Annotated in this window: 13 protein-coding genes, 4 tRNA genes, 1 other RNA gene and 1 pseudogene; 9 read left to right on the top strand and 10 right to left on the bottom strand. The window is 70.9% G+C overall.

What is annotated here, in order from left to right:
• Positions 1-37: 37 nt before the first annotated feature.
• Genes purL through purS form a run of 3 tightly spaced genes read right to left on the bottom strand, consistent with a single transcriptional unit; the run spans position 38 to position 3,233 of the window.
• Positions 38-2,296, bottom strand: coding sequence for a phosphoribosylformylglycinamidine synthase subunit PurL (gene purL, locus K1J60_RS22945; RefSeq protein WP_220647826.1), 2,259 nt, complete (start codon positions 2,294-2,296; stop codon positions 38-40).
• Positions 2,293-2,973 (bottom strand): phosphoribosylformylglycinamidine synthase subunit PurQ, encoded by a 681-nt coding sequence (gene purQ, locus K1J60_RS22940; RefSeq protein WP_033526750.1) that lies wholly within the window; start codon positions 2,971-2,973, stop codon positions 2,293-2,295. Before purQ ends, purL begins: the two co-directional genes overlap by 4 nt.
• Positions 2,970-3,233 (bottom strand): phosphoribosylformylglycinamidine synthase subunit PurS, encoded by a 264-nt coding sequence (gene purS / locus K1J60_RS22935; protein WP_033526749.1) that lies wholly within the window; start codon positions 3,231-3,233, stop codon positions 2,970-2,972. Before purS ends, purQ begins: the two co-directional genes overlap by 4 nt.
• A 341-nt stretch (positions 3,234-3,574) precedes the next feature.
• Between purS and K1J60_RS22930 the strand changes: the two genes are divergently transcribed.
• From K1J60_RS22930 to K1J60_RS22895, 8 genes are all read left to right on the top strand, one after another.
• Positions 3,575-3,892 (top strand): histone-like nucleoid-structuring protein Lsr2, encoded by a 318-nt coding sequence (locus tag K1J60_RS22930; protein ID WP_220647825.1) that lies wholly within the window; start codon positions 3,575-3,577, stop codon positions 3,890-3,892.
• A gap of 159 nt (positions 3,893-4,051) precedes the next feature.
• Positions 4,052-4,123 (top strand) — tRNA-Gly (locus tag K1J60_RS22925).
• Positions 4,124-4,201: 78 nt separating this feature from the next.
• Positions 4,202-4,274 (top strand) — tRNA-Gly (locus K1J60_RS22920).
• A 163-nt stretch (positions 4,275-4,437) separates the two neighbouring features.
• Positions 4,438-5,568: an ABC transporter ATP-binding protein gene (locus K1J60_RS22915; RefSeq protein ID WP_259407869.1), complete on the top strand. Its 1,131-nt coding sequence runs from the start codon at positions 4,438-4,440 to the stop codon at positions 5,566-5,568.
• Positions 5,565-6,398, top strand: coding sequence for an ABC transporter permease (locus K1J60_RS22910; protein ID WP_220647824.1), 834 nt, complete (start codon positions 5,565-5,567; stop codon positions 6,396-6,398). The genes K1J60_RS22915 and K1J60_RS22910 overlap by 4 nt, the downstream gene beginning before the upstream one ends.
• Positions 6,399-6,411: 13 nt before the next feature.
• A complete protein-coding gene (locus K1J60_RS22905) occupies positions 6,412-7,806 on the top strand; it encodes a sensor histidine kinase (protein ID WP_220647823.1) in 1,395 nt (464 codons plus the stop codon).
• A complete protein-coding gene (locus K1J60_RS22900) occupies positions 7,803-8,435 on the top strand; it encodes a response regulator transcription factor (RefSeq protein ID WP_033526746.1) in 633 nt (210 codons plus the stop codon). The genes K1J60_RS22905 and K1J60_RS22900 overlap by 4 nt, the downstream gene beginning before the upstream one ends.
• 23 nt (positions 8,436-8,458) lie before the next feature.
• Positions 8,459-8,531 (top strand) — tRNA-Gly (locus tag K1J60_RS22895).
• Positions 8,532-8,599: 68 nt separating this feature from the next.
• Here K1J60_RS22895 and K1J60_RS22890 read toward each other — a convergent pair.
• From K1J60_RS22890 to ffs, 6 genes and pseudogenes are all read right to left on the bottom strand, one after another.
• Positions 8,600-9,499, bottom strand: a complete 900-nt coding sequence (locus tag K1J60_RS22890; RefSeq protein WP_220647822.1) for a phosphoribosylaminoimidazolesuccinocarboxamide synthase — start codon at positions 9,497-9,499, stop codon at positions 8,600-8,602.
• A gap of 108 nt (positions 9,500-9,607) precedes the next feature.
• The gene (locus tag K1J60_RS22885; protein WP_220647821.1) at positions 9,608-11,131 is read right to left on the bottom strand and encodes a N,N-dimethylformamidase beta subunit family domain-containing protein; all 1,524 of its coding nucleotides are present in this window, start codon (positions 11,129-11,131) and stop codon (positions 9,608-9,610) included.
• Between the two features lie 234 nt (positions 11,132-11,365).
• Positions 11,366-13,534 carry a hypothetical protein gene (locus K1J60_RS22880; protein ID WP_259408304.1) on the bottom strand — a complete coding sequence of 723 codons (2,169 nt, stop codon included), beginning with the start codon at positions 13,532-13,534 and terminating at the stop codon, positions 11,366-11,368.
• A gap of 441 nt (positions 13,535-13,975) precedes the next feature.
• A complete protein-coding gene (gene purD / locus K1J60_RS22875; protein ID WP_220647819.1) occupies positions 13,976-15,229 on the bottom strand; it encodes a phosphoribosylamine--glycine ligase in 1,254 nt (417 codons plus the stop codon).
• 178 nt (positions 15,230-15,407) lie between these two features.
• Positions 15,408-17,899, bottom strand: a pseudogene (locus K1J60_RS22870) (DNA polymerase III subunit gamma and tau).
• A 45-nt stretch (positions 17,900-17,944) separates the two neighbouring features.
• Positions 17,945-18,041: signal recognition particle sRNA small type (gene ffs / locus K1J60_RS22865), an RNA gene on the bottom strand.
• 130 nt (positions 18,042-18,171) lie between these two features.
• On the opposite strand from ffs, the gene K1J60_RS22860 reads away from it, so the two are divergent.
• A tRNA-Ser gene (locus tag K1J60_RS22860) sits at positions 18,172-18,259 on the top strand.
• A 313-nt stretch (positions 18,260-18,572) separates the two neighbouring features.
• On the opposite strand, the gene K1J60_RS22855 is transcribed toward K1J60_RS22860, so the two are convergent.
• Positions 18,573-20,048 (bottom strand): AlbA family DNA-binding domain-containing protein, encoded by a 1,476-nt coding sequence (locus tag K1J60_RS22855; RefSeq protein ID WP_220647818.1) that lies wholly within the window; start codon positions 20,046-20,048, stop codon positions 18,573-18,575.
• Between the last annotated feature and the right edge of the window lie 197 nt (positions 20,049-20,245).

Here is a 20,245-nt window from a genome sequence, read left to right as displayed (position 1 = left end):
CTTCCATCCGGCGGGGCCTTCGCCGTCGTACGCGGGACTACGCCAGCAGCGCCGGGATCGTGCCCTCGTGGGCCGTGCGCAGTTCCTCCAGGGTGAGGGTGAACTCGCCCTGGATCTCGACCACGTCGCCGTCCACGACACCGATGCGCGTGACCGGGAGCCCCCGGGCGCCGCACATGTCGTTGAAGCGGACCTCCTCGGAGCGGGGGACGGCCACGACGGCGCGGCCGGCCGACTCCGAGAGGAGGAAGGTGAACGCGTCCAGACCGTCGGGGACGATCAGGCGCGCGCCCTTGCCACCGAGCAGCGCCGACTCCACGACCGCCTGGATCAGGCCGCCGTCGGAGAGGTCGTGCGCGGAGTCGATCATGCCGTCGCGGGAGGCGGAGATCAGGATCTCGGCGAGCAGGCGCTCGCGTTCCAGGTCGACCTGCGGGGGCAGTCCGCCGAGGTGGTCGTGGACGACCTGGGACCAGGCCGAGCCGCCGAACTCCTCACGGGTGTCGCCGAGCAGGTAGAGCAGCTGGCCCTCCTCCTGGAAGGCGACCGGCGTGCGCCGGGCCACGTCGTCGATGACGCCGAGGACCGCGACGACCGGGGTGGGGTGGATGGCCACCTCGCCCGTCTGGTTGTAGAGGGAGACGTTGCCGCCGGTCACCGGGGTGCCCAGCTGCTGGCAGGCGTCCGCCAGACCGCGTACGGCCTCGGCGAACTGCCACATGACCGCCGGGTCCTCCGGCGAGCCGAAGTTCAGGCAGTCGGAGACGGCGAGCGGCTTGGCACCGGTGGTGGCGACGTTGCGGTACGCCTCCGCCAGGGCCAGCTGGGCGCCGTGGTACGGGTCCAGCTTGGCGTAGCGGCCGTTGCCGTCGGTCGCGATGGCGACACCCAGGCCGCTCTCCTCGTCGACGCGGATCATGCCGGAGTCCTCCGGCTGGGCCAGCACCGTGTTGCCCTGCACGAAGTGGTCGTACTGGCTGGTGATCCAGGACTTGGAGGCCTGGTTCGGGGAGGCGACCAGCTTCAGGACCTGCTCACGCAGCTCCTCGCTCGTCGCCGGGCGCGCCAGCTTGTTCGCGTCGTCCGCCTGCAGCGCGTCCTGCCACTCGGGGCGGGCGTACGGGCGCTCGTAGACCGGGCCGTCGTGCGCGACCGTGCGCGGGTCGACGTCGACGATCTTGCCGCCGTGCCAGAAGATTTCGAGACGGTCGCCGTCCGTGACCTCACCGATCACCGTGGCGATGACATCCCACTTGTCGCAGATCTCCAGGAACCGGTCGACCTTCTCCGGCTCCACGACCGCGCACATGCGTTCCTGCGACTCGCTCATGAGGATTTCCTCGGGCGAGAGGGTCGAGTCGCGCAGCGGTACGTCGTCCAGCGTCACGCGCATGCCGCCGGAGCCGTTCGAGGCCAGCTCGGACGTGGCACAGGACAGACCGGCCGCGCCGAGGTCCTGGATGCCGACGACCAGCTTCTCCTTGAAGGCCTCCAGGGTGCACTCGATGAGGAGCTTCTCCTGGAAAGGGTCGCCGACCTGCACGGCCGGGCGCTTCGAGGGCTTGGCGTCGTCGAAGGTCTCGGAGGCCAGGATGGAGGCGCCGCCGATGCCGTCGCCGCCGGTGCGGGCCCCGTAGAGGATGACCTTGTTGCCGGCGCCGGAGGCCTTGGCGAGGTGGATGTCCTCGTGCCGCATGACGCCGATGGCGCCGGCGTTGACCAGCGGGTTGCCCTGGTAGCAGGCGTCGAAGACGACCTCGCCACCGATGTTCGGCAGGCCCAGGCAGTTGCCGTAGCCGCCGATGCCCGCGACGACGCCCGGCAGGACGCGCTTGGTGTCGGGGTGGTCGGCCGCGCCGAACCGCAGGGGGTCCACGACCGCGACCGGGCGGGCGCCCATCGCGATGATGTCGCGGACGATGCCGCCGACACCCGTGGCCGCGCCCTGGTAGGGCTCGACGTACGACGGGTGGTTGTGCGACTCGACCTTGAAGGTGACCGCGTAGCCCTGGCCGACGTCGACCACGCCCGCGTTCTCGCCGATGCCGACGAGGAGGGCGTCGGACTGGGGGGCCTTCTCGCCGAACTGGCGCAGGTGCACCTTCGACGACTTGTACGAGCAGTGCTCGGACCACATGACGGAGTACATGGCGAGCTCGGCGCCGGTGGGCCGGCGGCCGAGGATCTCGACGACCCGCTCGTACTCGTCCTTCTTCAGGCCCAGCTCGGCCCAGGGCAGCTCGACGTCGGGGGTCGCGGCCGCGTGCTCGACCGTGTCCAGAGGCGTCCGGCTCATGCGTTGACCAGCTTCTTGAGGATCGAGGTGAAGAAGGGGAGGCCGTCGGTGCGGCCGGTGCCGATCAGCGGCTCCACGGCGTGCTCCGGGTGCGGCATGAGGCCCACGACGTTCCCGGCCTCGTTGGAGATGCCGGCGATGTCGTTGAGCGAGCCGTTGGGGTTGAAGTCCAGGTAGCGGAACGCGACCCGGCCCTCGGCCTCCAGCTTGTCCAGCGTGTACTGGTCGGCCACATAGCGGCCGTCCATGTTCTTCAGCGGGATGTGGATCTCCTGGCCGGCCGTGTAGTCGGTCGTCCAGGCGGTGTCCGCGTTCTCCACCCGCAGCTTCTGGTCGCGGCAGATGAAGTGGAGGTGATCGTTGCCGAGCATCCCGCCCGGGAGGAGGTGGGCCTCGGTGAGGATCTGGAAGCCGTTGCAGATACCGAGGACCGGCAGTCCCGCCTTCGCCTGCTCGATGAGCGTCTCCATCACCGGCGAGAAGCGCGCGATGGCACCGGCGCGCAGATAGTCACCGTAGGAAAACCCGCCGCACAGCACCACGGCGTCGACCTGGTGGAGGTCCTTGTCCTTGTGCCAGAGAGCGACGGGTTCGGCACCGGCGAGCCTGATCGCACGCTGCGTGTCCCGGTCGTCGAGGCTGCCGGGAAAAGTGACGACGCCAATACGTGCGGTCACTTTCCGACCTCCGCGACTTCCTCCACCTTGACGGTGAAGTCCTCGATCACGGTGTTGGCGAGGAAGGATTCCGCCAGCTCGTGGATGCGGGCGAGCGCGGCGTCGTCCACCGGTCCGTCAACTTCCAGTTCGAATCGCTTTCCCTGACGTACGTCGGAGACGCCCTCGAAACCGAGGCGCGGCAGCGCGCGCTGCACCGCCTGGCCCTGGGGGTCGAGGATCTCCGGCTTGAGCATGACGTCGACTACGACGCGTGCCACTGGCACTCCCGGTGTGTGGTGCTGAGCAGGTTCCTTCAGACTACCCGTACAAAATTTCTACGCGGGTAGATTCGTAGGAAACTACAGGGATTCCGGGTGACGGCGGTCACGATCAGGTATCGGACGATCACCGTCGCGAAAACTTCCGGGAAAGATCCCGGATCCCTATTGCGCGAGGGACACGCGGGCGGATTAAGTCTGTGTTCACATTGCAATGCCGGGCACTGTACAAATGAATTGGCAATAGCCGATACTTTGCCCAATTAACAGCCGGACAGCCGACATCTCCCTGACGTCAGGGCACGTCAACGGAGAGATGTCGCACGAAGGGACCGATATTCGTGGCGCAGCGTGTCGTGGTCACTCTCTCCGACGACATCGACGGCTCGGAAGCGGCGGAGACGATCGCCTTCGGACTCGACGGCAAGTCGTACGAGATCGACCTGAACGAAGCCAATGCCAAGAAACTGCGTAAGGCGCTCGCGCCCTACATGGAGGCCGGCCGCAAACGGTCGAAGTCGGGCAGTGTGTACAAGCAGACCCAGGTGGCCCCGGACCCGGCGGCCGTACGCGCCTGGGCCCAGGCCAACAAGCTGGAGGTCCCCGCACGCGGCCGGATCCCCAAGAGGGTCTACGAGGCGTTCGCCGAGGCACAGTAGGCGCGCCCCCGTCCGCCGTCCTCAGGGTCCGTCAGCGGGCCCCGGGGGCGGCTGACTTGGACGCCGGCGGCAACCGACTTGCGTTGCCCCCCGGCGGATCAGCTAGAGTCTGGAGCACGCCGAGGGGCAAGGCCGAAAGGCCCGGCTCACCGGAGTCACGCGGGTGTAGTTCAGTAGTAGAACATCCCCCTTCCAGGGGGAAGGCGCAGTGTGCAATTCCTGTCACCCGCTCTGATCACTTACCAACCACTCCAGTGGATCAGGTAATGTGGTCTTCGCGCCGATCGGTGAGAGCCGGTCGGAGGCAATGCGGACGTAGCTCAGTTGGTAGAGCGCAACCTTGCCAAGGTTGAGGTCGCGAGTTCGAGCCTCGTCGTCCGCTCTGGAAAGCAAGACCCCGGTCCACTCGACCGGGGTCTTCTTCGTGTTCCCACACCCGTGCTTCTCACTCTCCTCCCGCCCGCCTCCCCTCGTCTGACATTTGTCATGCCGAGTGATGACAGCGCGCACTGCCTCACGGCCCGTACCGCCGGGACGCTGGAGACATGAAGACGAACGGGCACGAGGACGTGAACACTCACGATCACGGGAAAGTGATCGAGGTCACCGACCTGCGGCGCGTGTACGGGGGCGGTTTCGAGGCCGTACGGGGGATCACGTTCTCCGTCGGCCGGGGAGAACTCTTCGCACTCCTCGGCACCAACGGTGCGGGGAAGACCTCGACGGTCGAACTGCTGGAGGGGCTCGCGCCGCCGTCCGGCGGCCGGGTGCGGGTTCTCGGGCACGACCCCTACGGGGAGCGCGCGGCCGTACGCCCCCGTATCGGAGTGATGCTGCAGGAGGGCGGCTTCCCCTCCGAGCTGACCGTCGCGGAGACGGTACGGATGTGGGCCGGCTGCACCAGCGGGGCGCGTCCCGTCGGCGAGGCGCTGGAGGTCGTCGGGCTCGGGCGGCGGGCCGGCGTACGGGTCAAGCAGTTGTCCGGGGGCGAGAAGCGGCGCCTCGACCTGGCACTCGCGCTCCTCGGGCGCCCCGAGGTGCTGTTCCTGGACGAGCCGACCACCGGGCTCGACGCGGAGGGCCGCCAGGACACCTGGGAGTTGGTGCGGGAGTTGCGCGACGCGGGGACGACCGTGCTGCTCACCACGCACTACCTGGAGGAGGCGGAGGACCTGGCCGACCGGCTCGCCATCCTCCACGAGGGGACCGTCGCCGCGACCGGCACCCCGGCCGAGGTGACCGCCTCCCAGCCCTCCCGCATCTCCTTCGAACTGCCCACCGGGTACTTCCTCGGCGACCTGCCGCCGCTCGGCGAACTCGGCGTCACCGGACACGAGGAGAACGACCGCATGGTGGTGCTGCGCACGAACGAACTGCAACGGGCGGCCACCGGGCTGCTGCTCTGGGCCGAGCGGGCCCAGGTCGAACTGCGCCGGCTGGAGGTGCGGTCCGCCTCGCTGGAGGAGGCGTTCCTGCGGATCGCGCGGGAGACGGCGGCGGCGGAGGCGGCGCGTGCGGGTGCGGGTGCGGGTGCGGAACCAGGCACGGGTACGGGAGCCGGTGGCCGGGGTCCGGGGGTCGGCAAGGGCCGGCGCGCCGGGACGGGAGCCGGATCCGCTACGGACTCGGGACTCCTTTCGGGCACGGGAACACGCAAGGACGGGATGACGGCATGAGCGCGACCACAGGCACCACGGGCACGGCGACGGGCGCGAGCGCGGAACCCGTCGTCACGGTCGGGACCACGACCCTCAGGGGCCGGATGACCGCGCTCGCCCGCGCCGAGCTGACGCTGCTGGGGCGCAGCCGGGCCACACTGTTCACGGCGTTGTTCATCCCGCTGCTGCTGCCGCTCAGCGTCCGGTCGGCGACGGACCAGATGGACCTGGCGGAGGTGGGGCTGAGCGTCGGGATGGTCATCCTCCCCGCCGCCATCGGCTTCTCCCTGCTCTTCGCGATCTACACCGCCCTCAGCAACATCTACGTCGTGCGGCGCGAGGAACTCGTCCTCAAGCGGCTGCGGACCGGTGAACTGCGTGATCCGGAGATCCTGGTCGGGGCGGCGCTGCCCGCCGTCGGCATCGGCGTCGCGCAGTGCCTGCTGCTCGCGATCGGCTGCACGATCCTGCTCGACATCGGAGCGCCGGCCGCGCCCCACCTGGCCGTACTGGGTGTGCTGCTCGGCGTCGCCCTGTGCGTGGCACTGGCCGCGGTCACCGCGAGCCTCAGCCGTACCGCCGAGAGCGCACAGGTCACCAGCCTGCCGCTGATGTTCGTCTCCCTGCTGGGATCGGGCATCACCGTGCCGCTCGAAGTGCTGCCCGACCGGGTGGCGTCCCTCTGCGAACTGCTGCCGCTCAGCCCCGTCATCACACTCGTGCGCGGCGGCTGGACCGGCGACCTGTCCGTGTACGACGCCCTGGGTGCCGTCGCCACCGCGCTGGCCTGGACCGTGCTCGCGGTGTTTGCTGTACGGCGGTGGTTCCGCTGGGAACCGCGCCGATGAGGGGAGTTGAGCCATGCGGGGGCCGGGGGCCTGGTGGCGGGGGAAGAGCACACCGGCCAAGGTGGAGACGTACACGCGGTGGTCGTTCCACTCGTTTCCGTTGATCGAGGTCGGCGGGTTCGGGGTACCCCTCTTCGGGCAGGTGCCGACGCGGCACGCCAGTTGGTTCTTCGTCCTGCTGTGCGCGCACGGCGCGCTCTCGTCCTTCACGGTCTCCAGGGCACTCGACGGGGTGCGCGGGAGCCGTGCGCAGCCCATACGCCTGCTCTGGGCCCTCGGGGTACTCACCGCGCTGGTCGGCTGCGTCGCGATGCTGCTCGCCCGCAGCGCGAACCTCGACGACGAGGCCCGCACAGCGCTGGGCGGCGTGTTCGGGGGCGTGCTGATCTTCGGCATCGGCACGCTCGCGCTCGGCGTGCACAGCCGTCGGCGTCTGTTGGCCCTGATCATGGTCTTCGCCGCGGGCGGCGGGGCGTCGGCCCTCGCCGTGGGGGCCGACGTTGTCTCCGCGCTGGCCGCCCTGGTGGCGGTGCTCTTCGGCACCACCATCATCTCCTTCACGTCCTACTTCTCCGCCTGGCTGCTGAAGGCCGTCTACGAACTGGAGGACGCCCGCGAGACCCGCGCCCGCCTCGCCGTCGCCGAGGAGCGGCTCCGCTTCGGGCGTGACCTGCACGACGTGATCGGCCGCAACCTCGCGGTCATCGCCCTGAAGAGCGAGCTGGCCGTCCAGCTGGCCCGCCGGGAACGGCCCGAGGCGGTCGAGCAGATGATCGAGGTCCAGCGGATCGCCCATGAGTCGCAGCGCGAGGTGCGGGAGGTCGTACGGGGGTACCGGGAGGCCGACCTCGGCGTCGAACTCTCCGGTGCACAGGGCGTGTTGGCGGCGGCAGGCATCGACTGCTCGGTCGACGGGGCGGACACCGCCGGGCTGCCGGGTGAGGTGCAGTCCGCGCTCGCCTGGGTGGTCCGGGAGGCGACGACGAACGTCCTGCGGCACGGGAACGCCGATCAGTGCGCTGTGGTGCTGCGGGTGAGAGAAGGGCAGGTGGTATTGACCGTGGAGAACGACGGGATTCGGGCGGGCGGCGGTGAGGAGGCGGGCGCCGGACGTTCCGTCGGATCCGGGGCCGGGACCGGGACTGGGGCCGGGACTGGGGCCGGGACCGGTTCTGGTTCGGGGCTCGCCGGGCTGCGGGAGCGGCTGGCGGTCGTGGACGGGACGCTGGAGGCGGGCCCGGTGGACGGCGAGGCCTTCCGGGTGGTGGCCCGGGTGCCGCTGGGGTCTGCGGGCTCTATGGACTCGGCGGGGCCGACCGGGTCGGTCAAGGCGAAGGGGGCGGGCTCGGCTTCGCGGGGTGCGGGAGCGGCCGTCGGGTCGGCTGTAGTACGGGAGAGCGCTTCATGACCGGCGTACCGGAGGCGGGGCGGCGGGTACGGCTGTTGCTCGCGGACGACGAGCATCTGATCCGGGGGGCGCTGGCCGCGTTGCTGGGGTTGGAGGACGACCTGGTGGTGATCGCGGAAGCGGCGAGCGGGCCGGAGGCGCTGGCGATGGCGCGGGCGCACGAACCGGATGTCGCGGTGCTGGATCTGCAGATGCCGGGCGCGGACGGTGTGAGGGTCGCCACATCGCTGCGGGCCGAACTGCCGGGCTGTCGCGTACTGATCGTGACCGGTCACGGTCGGCCGGGACACCTGAAGCGGGCACTTGAAGCGGGTGTGCGCGGGTTCGTCCCCAAGACCGTCAGCGCGCAGCGGCTCGCGGAGATCATCAGGACCGTACACGCGGGGAACCGTTATGTGGACCCGGAGTTGGCCGCCGACGCGATCTCCTCCGGGGACTCGCCGCTGACCGCGCGGGAGGCCGAGGTGCTCGAATTCGCTGCCGACGGTGCCCCTGTCGCGGAGATCGCCGAGCGGGCCGCGCTGTCCCAGGGGACTGTCCGGAACTATCTGTCGTCGGCGGTCTCCAAGCTCGGCGTGGAGAACCGGCACGCAGCGGTGCGGCTCGCCCGGGAGCGAGGTTGGGTATAGTAGGCCTCGCGCCACGGCGCAGCGCGGACGTAGCTCAGTTGGTAGAGCGCAACCTTGCCAAGGTTGAGGTCGCCAGTTCGAACCTGGTCGTCCGCTCGGCAAAGAAGACCCCGGTCCACTGGACCGGGGTCTTCTTCGTGTGCCGGGTGCGCTCGCGCGGCGGACTAGCTCCAGCTCGTACCCGTCAGCCTCTCGTACGCCTCCACGTACTTGGCGCGGGTCGCGGCGACGATCTCCTCGGGCAGCGGCGGCGGGGGCTGCTCGCTCTTGCGGTCCCAGCCCGAGGCTTTTGAGGTCAGCCAGTCGCGGACGAACTGCTTGTCGAAGGACGGCTGGGCGTGGCCCGGCTCCCAGAGGTCGGCCGGCCAGAAGCGGGAGGAGTCCGGGGTGAGCACCTCGTCGGCGAGGACGAGGGTCTCGCCCTCGTAGCCGAACTCGAACTTGGTGTCGGCCAGGATGATCCCCCGGTCACGGGCGATGTCCCGGGCCCGGCTGTACACGGCCAGCGTCGTCTGGCGCAGCTGGGCGGCGGTCTCCGCGCCGACCTGGCGGGCGACCTCCTCGTACGACACGTTCTCGTCGTGCTCGCCGACGGCGGCCTTGGTGGCCGGGGTGAAGATCGGCGCCGGCAGCTCGGAGCCGTCGACCAGGCCCTCGGGGAGGGCGAGACCGCAGACCGTACGGGAGTCGTTGTACTCCACCAGGCCCGAGCCGGTGAGGTAGCCGCGGGCCACGGCCTCGACCGGGACCATCTGGAGCGACTTGCAGATGAGGGTGCGGCCCGCCCAGTCGGCGGGGGCGCCCGGCGGCAGCTCGGTGCTCAGGACGTGGTTCGGGACCAGGTCGGCGAGCTGGTCGAACCACCAGAGGGACAGCTGCGTGAGGACCCGCCCCTTGTCCGGGATCTCCGTCGGCAGCACCCAGTCGAACGCGGACGTTCGGTCGCTGGCGACCATCACGAGGTCGCCCGCCTCGTTCTGGTACAGCTCGCGCACCTTGCCGGTGTGCAGGTGCACCAGGCCCGGAACCTGGATCGGCTCGGGCTTTTCTACGAATCCGGACACGGTTCCTCCCCGTGGTGATGTCCAAGTGGCTCGATTCTCCCGTATGGGGCGACCGATCTTGCCCAGGGGCTGCCTCGCCGAGAGTCGACACCGGTCTCGGTACGGGACTCAGTCACGTTTGCAGATGCGGTCCAGGAGGTTTGCGGTGGCTCGTTGGACGCGGGTGTCGACGTGGCCCGGTCGGTCCAGGGCCGGGGACCACGCGAACGTTCCGGATGCGAAGACCCAGGCTCCGGAGGGTGCGCGGTACAGGGAGGTCTCCTGGTGACGGACGACGTCGTCGGCGTCCCGGTACGGGGAGTGGGCGAGGAGGATGCGGCCCTGGTGCTCGGGGAGCGGCGTGCGCGGGAAGTAGCGGTCGGCCTCACCGGCGACCATGCCCTCCAGCTCGTCGTTCTCGTGGGCGCCGGTCGCGTCCCAGAGCCAGTGGTCGGCGTTGCGCACGACCAGGGGGTGGGGGTCGGGGACCCGGCCCTCGTACTGGATGCCCATCAACTGCTGCTCGGGGCGGTCGATTTCGCGCCACAGTGCGGGTTTGCCGGGACCCCGGCGTTTTCGGCAGGTGAGGAGGCGGTCGGGGGCCCCGGACGGGGACGGGCCCAGCTCCACCTGCCAGTACATGGTGTTGGAGGAGAGGAAGACGAGCGAGGTGCCGCTGTCCCGGGCGAGCTCGGCGGTGCGGCGCATCTGCGGCGACCAGTACTCGTCGTGGCCCGGGAAGACCAGCCCCCGGTAGCGGGCCGGGTCGACGCGGCCGGAGTGCAGGTCGCGGGCGTCGGCGTAGGCGAGGTCGTAGCCGTAGCGCTCGGCCCAGCGGATGAAGTCGTAGGCGTGGCCTACGTGCAGGGGGAGGCCCGCGCCGGCGTACGGGCGGTCGAAGGAGACGGTCGTCGCCGCGTCGGACTCGCCGAGCAGCCGTCCGTCCTCGTCCCAGGCGTGGTAGAGGCTGGCGCCGGTGCGGCCGTCCTCCGGATACAGGTTGTACGCCTGCCACGTGATGTCCGGGAGCAGGAGCAGCAGGTCGGCCTGGCGGTCGTCGCGGATGGTGAACGGCACGTGGGAGCGGTAGCCGTCGGCGGTGGTCAGGACCGCCACGTACGCGCCGACGTTCCAGTACGTCGGGATCTGCAGGCGCCACGAGAGCCACCAGTGGTGGCAGGAGACCGTACGGTCGGCGGTGAGGGGCGGGGGCTGGACGATGCCGGAGAGACGGGGGCTGGTGATGATCTTCGCCGCGCCGTCGCCGCTGTAGTGGCCGATGCGGTAGATGTCGACGCCGAATTCCTGCGGCGGGTCGACGGTGATGTGGAAGTCGATGGATTCGCCGGGGGCCGCCGCGCCCGTCGCGGTGAAGCCCTTGATCTGGCGGCGCACGTCGTCGGCGGAGCGGGGGCCGCCCGGTGCGGTGCGGGGGGCGGGGACGCGGCCTCGCGTGCCTGTGCGGCCGCCTTTGGCCGGGGTGTCGGGCTCCGGCGGGCCCGGCTCCACGTACCAGGGGACCACTTGGCCCGTGTCGTCGAAGTAGGTCACGTTGCCCCGTAGCCAGGGGACGGGGCCCTGACCGAAGGGGTCCGTCACCGCGTGGGCGAGTGCCCCCGATTCCCAACGCCGAATGTGGTGCTCCGAGCCCATGAATGGTCCCCTCCCTCGTCCCCCGTGAGCTTTCGCAAGCCCTTGCTATGTACGCGATCGGTCCCAGCACATCACATTACGCACGCGCTCCGTCACCGTTCGTTGCTAATTGGCGAGAGTGGAACAGCTGGCTCCGGGTGGGGAGTTGGGCTGGGTGGGTGGGCGGCGTGTGCTGCCGCAGGTGGGGCGGGGGCTCCGGCGGGTGGGCCGGGGCGGCGTGGTGATTCCCGTGCTTCAGACCAGGCGGACCGGCTTCTCCGGGCGGACGCCGAGGCGGCGGAGCCAGTCGCGGAGGGGTGCGGGATCGCCGTCCTCCACGAGGGTCAGGACCCTGGGGGCGAGGTCGGCCGCTCGTTCGCCGTCGACCAGGAGGGAGGGGCCGTCCAGCCAGTCCAGACCCGGGGTCGCGCCCGCCGTGTCCATCGCCGCGCAGCAGACCATCGCGGTGACGTGCTCCGCCAGCAGCTCACGGCCCGTGCGGGGCGGCTGCATCGGGAACAGCGGCAGCAGCCCGTCGTCCCACAGCGCCCGGTCCGGCCCCTGCGCCTCGGCTCCGCCGCCCGCGGTGGACACGGCAGCCGGGGCCGCGGCCTCCTCCCGCGCCAGCTCGGCGGTCAGCGCGGCGGCCAGCCCCGCGGAGCGGGCGTTGGCGAGACCGGGTTCGTCGTCGTCTGCACCCTCGCCCTCGCCCTCGCCGAGTTGGGATATGTGATGCCGGTCCGGCTCCCGGGCGGGGTTGTGCTCGTGTCGGCGGTCGGCGCGGGGGCCTTCGGCGGCCCGGTCGAGGTCGGCGGCGTCCCCGGCTGACGGCTCATGCCTGGCGGCGGTCGTCGGGGCGGGCCGTTCGTCGTCGGGCGCCGCGGTGCGGGGCTCGTGGTCGGCGGCGTATCCCTGGTGCCGTGCGTGGGCAGCGGCTTCGGAGGCCTGGTCCGTGGTCGGGGTCGGGGCGGGACTCATCGGGGTCGTCAGGGTCGTCAGAGTCGTCAGGTGGTTCAGCACCCGGGAGAGGGTGGGGCCGCCGGGGGCGGGACCGGTGGGGTCCGGGGCCGGGTCGCTCGTGGTGCGGCGGACGCCCAAGGTGTCGAGGACTCGGTGGAGTCGGGCCGCGTCGGTGCGCCATTTGCGGTCGACGACCTCGTCCGGGTACTCGTGCCAGTCGACCGGGGACCAGTCGGCGCCGGACTCGGCCGGGCCACCGTGGAAGAGGCGGGCCGCGAGCAGGGACGCGGCCTCGTCGACCGTGCCGGGCTCTTCGAGGAGGTCGCAGGCGGGGCGCTCGCCGAGCCGGGAGGCGAAGCCCTCGGCGAGGCGGTCTCGCCGGGACAGCTCTGTGAGCGCGGCGACGACACCCGCGTCCAGGCGGGACGGCCAGCGGCCCATCCGCCAGGCGGGCAGGGCGACCCGGGTGAGGAGGCGGTCCCAGCCCGCGTAGGCCAGGCCGACCTGCTCCTGGGCGACGATCCGCAGGCCGTAGTCCACAGCCTGTGCGCGCTCGGCCGCCGCCGCGGCGACCCCGCGCTCCATCTCGGCCGCGTGCCCGCGGCAGCCGCGCAGGAGCAACCGGGTGACCCAGCCGACCCCGGCCAGCACCGAACGCACGAGCGGTCCGTGCGTCGGCGAGGAGGTGACGGCCACGGCCGCGTCCAGCCCGCGCACGAAACGGCGGGCCGCAGCTATGTCCGGGTGCGCCGACGGTCCCGTACCGGCGACGACGGGGGCCAGCACCGCCCGTAGCTCTCCGACCCGCATCCACCACAGGAAGGGTGAGCCGATGACGAGGACCGGGGCAGTGGGCGGGTGATGCCGGCGGGGAGAGGAGAGGCCGGGCTCCGGTTGAGGACCGGACCGCAGGCCCGACCGCGGACCTGAGTGCGGGCCGGATGATGATCCGCGGGCGTCCGTCGTCTCGTCGGCCCGGTCGGTGCGCGCGGCGCCGGTGCCCGTGTCGGCGGACCCGGGACCGGCGGTCTCCGATCGGGGCGCGGGCGAGCGGTGGGACGGGTGGGTGCGGTCCTCCAGCCAGCTGTCGCAGTCCGGGGTGAGCGCTATCGCGGAGGGGGCCGGGACGTCGAGACGGTCCGCCAGATCCCGGACGAGACGGTAGAGATCGGGGGCCGCCTGTTCGGTGATCGAGACCGTGGGGCTCACCGCGGGCCGAGCGCGGGCGACGACCAGCGCGATGCCGGTGGCGGCGAGGAGCACGACGGCGGCGATGCCGCACACGATCCAGCTCGCCATGGACCAGCCCGGCCCCGTCAGATGGCCGGTCGACCCGCCGACCAGAAGGACGACGGCGGCCGCCGCGGGCAGCAATGCCACGGCCAGCGCCCTGCTGCGGACCCGCAGCACGGCGAGGGCCCGGGAGCGCGCGGCCTGCGCGCCCGCCTCCTCACCACCTGCCATACCGGTCACGACCCGACGTCACCCCCTGCTGTCCCGTGTGGCGCACACCGCGACGACTGCGACGACTGCTCGTCGCAGTGGTCACCGCCGAATGCCCTGACGTTGCTCACTCCCCCACTGTGGCACCCACCACTGACATCGCAATGCCGGTGAGCCAAGTGCCGGAATGCTTGCGCCGCACCCTAGTTGGGGGTCCGGCCGTCGTCAGCCGGATGGACCATCGCTCACTCGATGGAATGGCTTTGGGGAGAGGTGAATGACGCTGGGCAAGGATCGGGCCCCGGATTCCGAAGGAGATTCCAGGGGTTCCTGGGGGTCTCCGAGGGATTCCGGGGCCTGAGGTTCGTACCCGTTGGTGATGCTTCGCATGCGGATGTAGCGAAGAGGGTGGATGTGTTCGGTTGTGTGGAGGGTCGCAGGCGGGCGCGACGTCTCAGCCGGTCAGGCCTCGGCGGCTGCCTTCGCCGCGATGTCCGAACGGTGCTGGGACCCGTCCAGGCCGATCCGGGCGACGGCGGTGTAGGCGCGGTCGCGGGCCTGGGTGAGGTCCTTGCCGGTGGCCGTGACGGAGAGGACGCGGCCGCCGGCGCTGACGACCTGGTCACCGGCGCGCTTGGTGCCGGCGTGCAGGACGTACGCGTGCGGGGCGTCCACCGCGGCGACCTCGTCGAGGCCGGTGATCGGGTCACCGGTGCGCGGTGTGCCGGGGTAGTTGTGCGAGGCCACGACCACGGTGACGGCCGCGTCGCCGCTCCAGCGCAGGGGTTCGACGTCGCCGAGGCTGCCGGTGGCGGCGGCGAGCAGGACACCGGCCAGCGGGGTCTTGAGACGGGCGAGGACCACCTGGGTCTCCGGGTCGCCGAACCGGGCGTTGAACTCGATCACCCGTACGCCTCGACCGGTGATCGCCAGCCCCGCGTAGAGCAGGCCGGAGAACGGGGTACCGCGGCGCCGCATCTCGTCGACGGTCGGCTGGAGCACGGACTCCAGGACCTCGTCGACCAGCTTCGGATCCGCCCACGGGAGCGGCGAGTACGCGCCCATGCCGCCGGTGTTGGGGCCCTCGTCGCCGTCGAGCGCGCGCTTGAAGTCCTGCGCGGGCTGGAGGGGAACGACGGTCACGCCGTCGGTGATCGCGAAGAGGGAGACCTCGGGGCCGTCCAGGAACTCCTCGATGACGACCCGGCCGCAGGCGAGCGCGTGCTCGCGGGCCTGGGCGAGGTCCGCCGTCACGACGACGCCCTTGCCGGCCGCGAGGCCGTCGTCCTTCACGACGTACGGCGCGCCGAACGCGTCCAGGGCCTCGTCGATCTCCTCGGCCGTGGTGCAGACGTACGACCGCGCGGTGGGTACGCCGGCCCCGGCCATGACTTCCTTGGCGAAGGCCTTGGAGCCCTCCAGCCGCGCCGCCTCGGCGGACGGGCCGAACACCGGGATGCCCGCCTCGCGCACGGCGTCGGCGACCCCCGCGACCAGCGGGGCCTCCGGCCCCACGACCACCAGGTCGGCCTCCAGTCGCGTGGCCAGCGCTGCCACGGCGGCGCCGTCCAGTGCGTCGACCGAGTGCGACTCGGCCACCTCCGCGGTGCCCGCGTTGCCGGGGGCGCAGTGGAGTGCGGTGACATCGGGGTCGAGTGACAGCGAACGGCACAGCGCGTGCTCACGAGCACCGGTACCAATGACGAGGACCTTCACGGGCCCAGCCTAGCCGGAGGGGGCGGGGGGCTTTGTAGGGGCTTCCGAAGGGTGGGACGGCGAAGGTTTGTCGGATCGCACTAACGGGGTGGGGGCCACCCTCGCCCTCCCGAGTCGTGCGCCCGTACCCGCCGCGACACGGCCGCTCGCACGCGGCCCGCGCAACCCCGACCTCTCGCTACTCGTTCGCGATCTCCTCGACCACCGTCGCGCCGAGTTCGCGCACGATCAGTTCGTGGCCGGAGAGGGCGGACTCGTCGAGGTCGGGGTCGTCGTCCTCGGCAATGTCGTCCTCGGGGGAGACGGGCGGGGGCTCGGGAGCCGGGGGCGGTACGGGAGCGGCGGGCTGAGCGGCCGGAGCCGACTGGTGGGGCGCGGCCGTGCCCGGGGATGCCGGGCGGGAGGCCGGGGCGGGGGCCTGGGGCGGGCCGGGACGGGATGCCTGGGCCGGGGAGCCGCCGTAGCCGCCGCCGGTGCCGCCCCCGCCGTAGCCGCCGCCTCCGTAACCGCCTGCGGCCGGGGCGGGAGACCCGTAGCCGCCGGGGGCGGCCGGAGGGGCCGAGCCGCCCGACGTGTCGATGACGGCCTCGATCTTCCAGTGCACGTTGAACTGCTCGGCCAGGGCCGCCCGCAGGACGTCCTCGCTGCCGCTGCTCGCGAAGTTGTCGCGGGCGCCCGCGTTGACGAAGCCGATCTGCAGGGTCGTGCCGTCGAAACCGGCCACGTGCGCGTTCTGGCTGAGCAGGATCCAGGTGAAGCGGCGGCGGTTCTTCACCGTCTCCAGGATGTTGGGCCAGAGCGTGCGGGGGTCGGGTCCGCCCGGGGCGGGGTTGTACGCGGTGGTCGGGGCCGGGGCCGCCGCAGGAGGACCGGGCTGGGCGTACGCCGGGGGTGCGGGTGCGGCCGGGCCGGGGGTGGGCGCGGACGGGGCCCCGGGCGCGGAGCCGCCGCCGGCGGGCGCGGCCGTCGGCCATCCGCCGGGTCGGCGTCCACTGCCGGCACTGGCCGGGGTGGGCCAGGAGCCGGGAGCGGCGCCGCCGGGGGCGCCCTGCGCGGTGGGCGGGGGAGAGGACGTGGAACCCGCGCCCGGCTGGGCGTGGGGGGCCCTGCCGGAGCACCGCTCGCGGCGGCGGCCGGGGCGCTCGGCGCAGCCTCATGGGGTGCGGCCGGAGCCGCCCCAGCGGGGCCACTTCCGCCTGGACCGGCCGCCGGCCCGCCGGCGGCGCCCCCGGAGCCGTACGCGTCCGACGCCGGACCCGGCACAGGGCCGGCACCCGGCGCACCCGCACCCGCACCCGCACCGGAACCAGACCCGGCGCCCGCCCCCCGAACCGCGGCCCGAGCTGCCGCGGGCCCGCCGCCCGGCGGAACCTGTGCGGCGGCCGGGACCTGCGCCGTGTGCGGAGCCTGGGAGGTGTGCGGAGCCATGCCCATCGGCGGGGCCGCTCCCCCGTGCGCGTCGGGACCGGGCACGTACCCCATGGCCGGGGCGGCGCCGCCGCCGGAGAAGTTCACCCCTCGTTCCAGGCGGTCCAGGCGGGCCATGACGGACCGTTCGTCGCCGTAGGTGGCGGGGAGGAGTACGCGAGCGCAGATCAGTTCGAGCTGGAGACGGGGCGAGTTGGCGCCGCGCATCTCAGTGAGACCTTCGTTGACGAGGTCGGCGGCACGGCTGAGCTCGGCGGCGCCGAAGACGCCGGCCTGGGCCCGCATCCGTTCCAGGACATCGGCGGGGGCGTCGATCAGCCCCTTGTCGATGGCGTCCGGCACGGCGGCCAGGATGACCAGGTCCCGCAGCCGCTCCAGCAGGTCGGCGACGAACCGCCGCGGATCGTTGCCGCCCTCGATGACGTGGTCGACGACCTCGAAGGCCGCGGCTCCGTCCCCGGAGGCGAAGGCCTCGACGACCGAGTCGAGCAACGACCCGTCCGTGTAACCGAGCAGCGAGGTGGCCATGGCGTACGTCACGCCCTGCTCCGTCGCGCCGGCCAGCAGCTGGTCCATGACGGACATCGAGTCACGCACGGAGCCGGCCCCGGCGCGCACGACCAGCGGGAGGACACCCTCCTCGACCGGGATCTTCTCCTGGCCGCAGACCTCGCCGAGGTAGTCGCGGAGCGTGCCGGGCGGGACGAGCCGGAACGGATAGTGATGCGTACGCGACCGGATGGTCCCGATGACCTTCTCGGGCTCGGTGGTCGCGAAAATGAACTTGAGGTGCTCCGGCGGCTCCTCCACGACCTTCAGCAGCGCGTTGAAGCCGGCCGACGTGACCATGTGGGCCTCGTCGATGATGTAGATCTTGTACCGGCTGCCCGCGGGCCCGAAGAAGGCCTTCTCCCGCAGGTCACGGGCATCGTCGACGCCACCGTGCGAGGCGGCGTCGATCTCGATGACGTCGATCGACCCCGGTCCGTTGCGAGCCAGGTCCTGGCAGGACTGGCACTCCCCGCACGGGGTGGGTGTGGGGCCCTGCTCGCAGTTCAGACACCGGGCCAGGATGCGCGCGCTGGTCGTCTTGCCGCAGCCGCGCGGCCCGCTGAACAGGTACGCGTGATTGACCCGGTTGTTCCGCAACGCCTGCTGCAGCGGGCCGGTGACATGCTCCTGCCCGATGACCTCGGCGAACGACTCCGGGCGATAACGGCGGTACAGCGCGAGAGACGACACGCATACGAGGTTATAGGCGCCCACTGACAACCCGGCGCCCAAGACGACGAAGACCCCTCACGCACCCGCCAGAGCCAACCTACCCTTGCTGCCTTCCGGCCCTGGGGGAGTTCAGTCAGATAGCGCCGCGTGAGGGGCTGCACCCAGCCTACCCGATCCCCGGGGGCCGCCGACCCGCCTCCCCGCCCCTCCCTCCCACCTCGGCCCCACCTTGATCACCTGTCGTCGAACGAGTTCGCAAGCACCCTCCGCCGTCATGTAATGTTTCCGGCGGAGGATTCGCCTAGAGGCCTAGGGCGCACGCTTGGAAAGCGTGTTGGGGGCAACCCCTCACGAGTTCGAATCTCGTATCCTCCGCCAGTGCCTCACCGGGCACGATGTCGAAGGGCCCCGCTGTTCGCAGCGGGGCTCTTCGTCGTGTGTGGTCTCAGTTTTGGTCTCAGTTCCCAGTGCGGACGGCTGCGGGCCTAGGCGGATGGGCTGTAGCGCCCGTCCCGTCGAACAGGTCACAGTGTCGAGCCCGGGCCTCTCTTCAGCAGCCCACCATGGCAGGGCACCCGACGCTCCCGGCGTAAGCGCGGACGGATCCGAACTGGCTCGATCCGGGCCAGGAGAGCCCGTGCCACCAGGACCCAATCAACATCCTCGACCGATCGCTCCTCCGCTGGCCTACTCAGTCGTACACGAGTTCTTGCAGATGCGGGTCGCTGACACCAGTCCACCCGTTGTAGCCGAAGCCTTCCTGGTCAGCCATGCGCACGAGGAGCTTCAGGCTCTCCTCCAGCAGCTCAGGGCTGCCATCGAAGAGCGTCTGGCGCATTCCAGCGTCGCGGGTGATTGCGACCAGTGCAGGCTCGGTGCGCTGTGTCATGTACCGAGCGAAATTCGTATAGAAGTAGCGGGTTGCCGCCTTACCCGTTGCCCCCATAACGACCAGTGCGCCGAGCGCATCGAACTGGCACAGGCTGTTGAGCACGGCGTCGTCGTCAGGTGAGGCGTCAGGATGAAGGGCCGGCACTTCCCGGACCGTGTTGTGGGCTGCCGCGATCAGTCCCGAGCTGTGCGAAGCACCGGAGGCAAGTAGACCGGCGCGGGAACCCGTCGTCAGCCCGTGGCGAAGCCAACTGCCGAACCAGTCGAAGCCCTGATTGGTTCCCCGTCGGTCGGCGAGTATGCGGACCGCTGGCCAGTCTTGTAGCCGAACGGCGAGACCGCCAAGCCCGTAGACCCGCTCCAGCACGGACAACCACAGTCGCGGCCCAGTGAGGGAATCTTGGGCGGACTCGGGAAGGTCGTTGCCGAGGTCGTAGATGGAGAGCAAGGAGTCCGTGCCCTTGGTGGCCCACTGCGTTCGCTCATGGACGAGGCTCAATGCGGTGAAGCTGGTCACGCGATTCAGCAGGGTGGGCAGGTCTTCAGGCATGGTGGTGAGAAGCTCGCGGGCCTGTGCCGGGGCGGACAGCAAGAACTGCCGAAGCGGGATGTCGTCCTCGGCGCGCAGGTACTCCAGCACCGCGGCCTCGAACACTTCCTGGTCCAGCTGCCAGGTGAGAGCCGAAACTGATCGTTGACGTACGTGCTGGGCAGCCGCTCCGATAGCTCCCTGGGCTTCGAGTTCCTGGCGCAGCTCCCGCCGCCAGGTCTCCTTACGAGAGGCAATGGCCCGCTGCCACACGCCGACCACGTCACTCTGCTTCCACCGCTCACTGGAAGTGCCGTGTCGCACAAAGACGTCACCAGCACGAAAGACGGTGACCTGCTTCTTGCCGTCCTGGTAGGTGCCTTCAACCTGGAAGACACAACATCCATCCGCGCTGGGGGCGACGTAGAGCAGAACGAGCCACTTCCCGTCGAGACAGTGGGCAGCCGTGTGGATCGTGAGCGTCGGGATGTACTTCTGCAACTTGGGCCGCAGCGTCGCCTCGTCGAAGTCACGAATCTGGTTCTCGGAAAGCCGACCAGTGGGGTTGCCGTGATCGTCGGCGCCGATGACGAGGTATCCACCACTGGGCTCGGCCTGCATAGCCGCAACGTCCTTGGCGATATCCACGAGGTCACGACGCTCGGACAAGTCGAGGGCTTCTTTGTAGTCAAGAGCCCTCTGCTCCGACGCCTCCGCCAGCAGCTCCCGGAGCTTCTCCTCAGTCACCACAGGCTCTACAACCACAGCCACGCGCCAGCCCCCATCTGCACAGTCCAACCGCCGCATGCAAAGGAACTCATCCTAGGAGCACCACCCGGGCTCCGAGCGTTCTTCGGCGAGCTTTCGTCGAGTCGGTCAGCCCTCAATGAAGAGGTGATCAAGGTCATGCGCGGGACGGCTCGCAGAGCAGTACAAGGCCATCG

The organism is Streptomyces akebiae, assembly GCF_019599145.1.
GTDB lineage: Bacteria > Actinomycetota > Actinomycetes > Streptomycetales > Streptomycetaceae > Streptomyces > Streptomyces akebiae.
This window is presented reverse-complemented; position numbering and strand designations above follow the sequence as displayed.

Excerpts from the sequence above, each read along its gene's own strand:
- purL (WP_220647826.1), bottom strand. The coding sequence starts at position 2,296 with ATGAGCCGGACGCCTCTGGACACGGTCGAGCACGCGGCCGCGACCCCC.
- K1J60_RS22915 (WP_259407869.1), top strand. The coding sequence starts at position 4,438 with ATGAAGACGAACGGGCACGAGGACGTGAACACTCACGATCACGGGAAA.
- K1J60_RS22910 (WP_220647824.1), top strand. The coding sequence starts at position 5,565 with ATGAGCGCGACCACAGGCACCACGGGCACGGCGACGGGCGCGAGCGCG.
- K1J60_RS22905 (WP_220647823.1), top strand. The coding sequence starts at position 6,412 with ATGCGGGGGCCGGGGGCCTGGTGGCGGGGGAAGAGCACACCGGCCAAG.
- K1J60_RS22900 (WP_033526746.1), top strand. The coding sequence starts at position 7,803 with ATGACCGGCGTACCGGAGGCGGGGCGGCGGGTACGGCTGTTGCTCGCG.
- K1J60_RS22885 (WP_220647821.1), bottom strand. The coding sequence starts at position 11,131 with ATGGGCTCGGAGCACCACATTCGGCGTTGGGAATCGGGGGCACTCGCC.
- K1J60_RS22880 (WP_259408304.1), bottom strand. The coding sequence starts at position 13,534 with ATGGCAGGTGGTGAGGAGGCGGGCGCGCAGGCCGCGCGCTCCCGGGCC.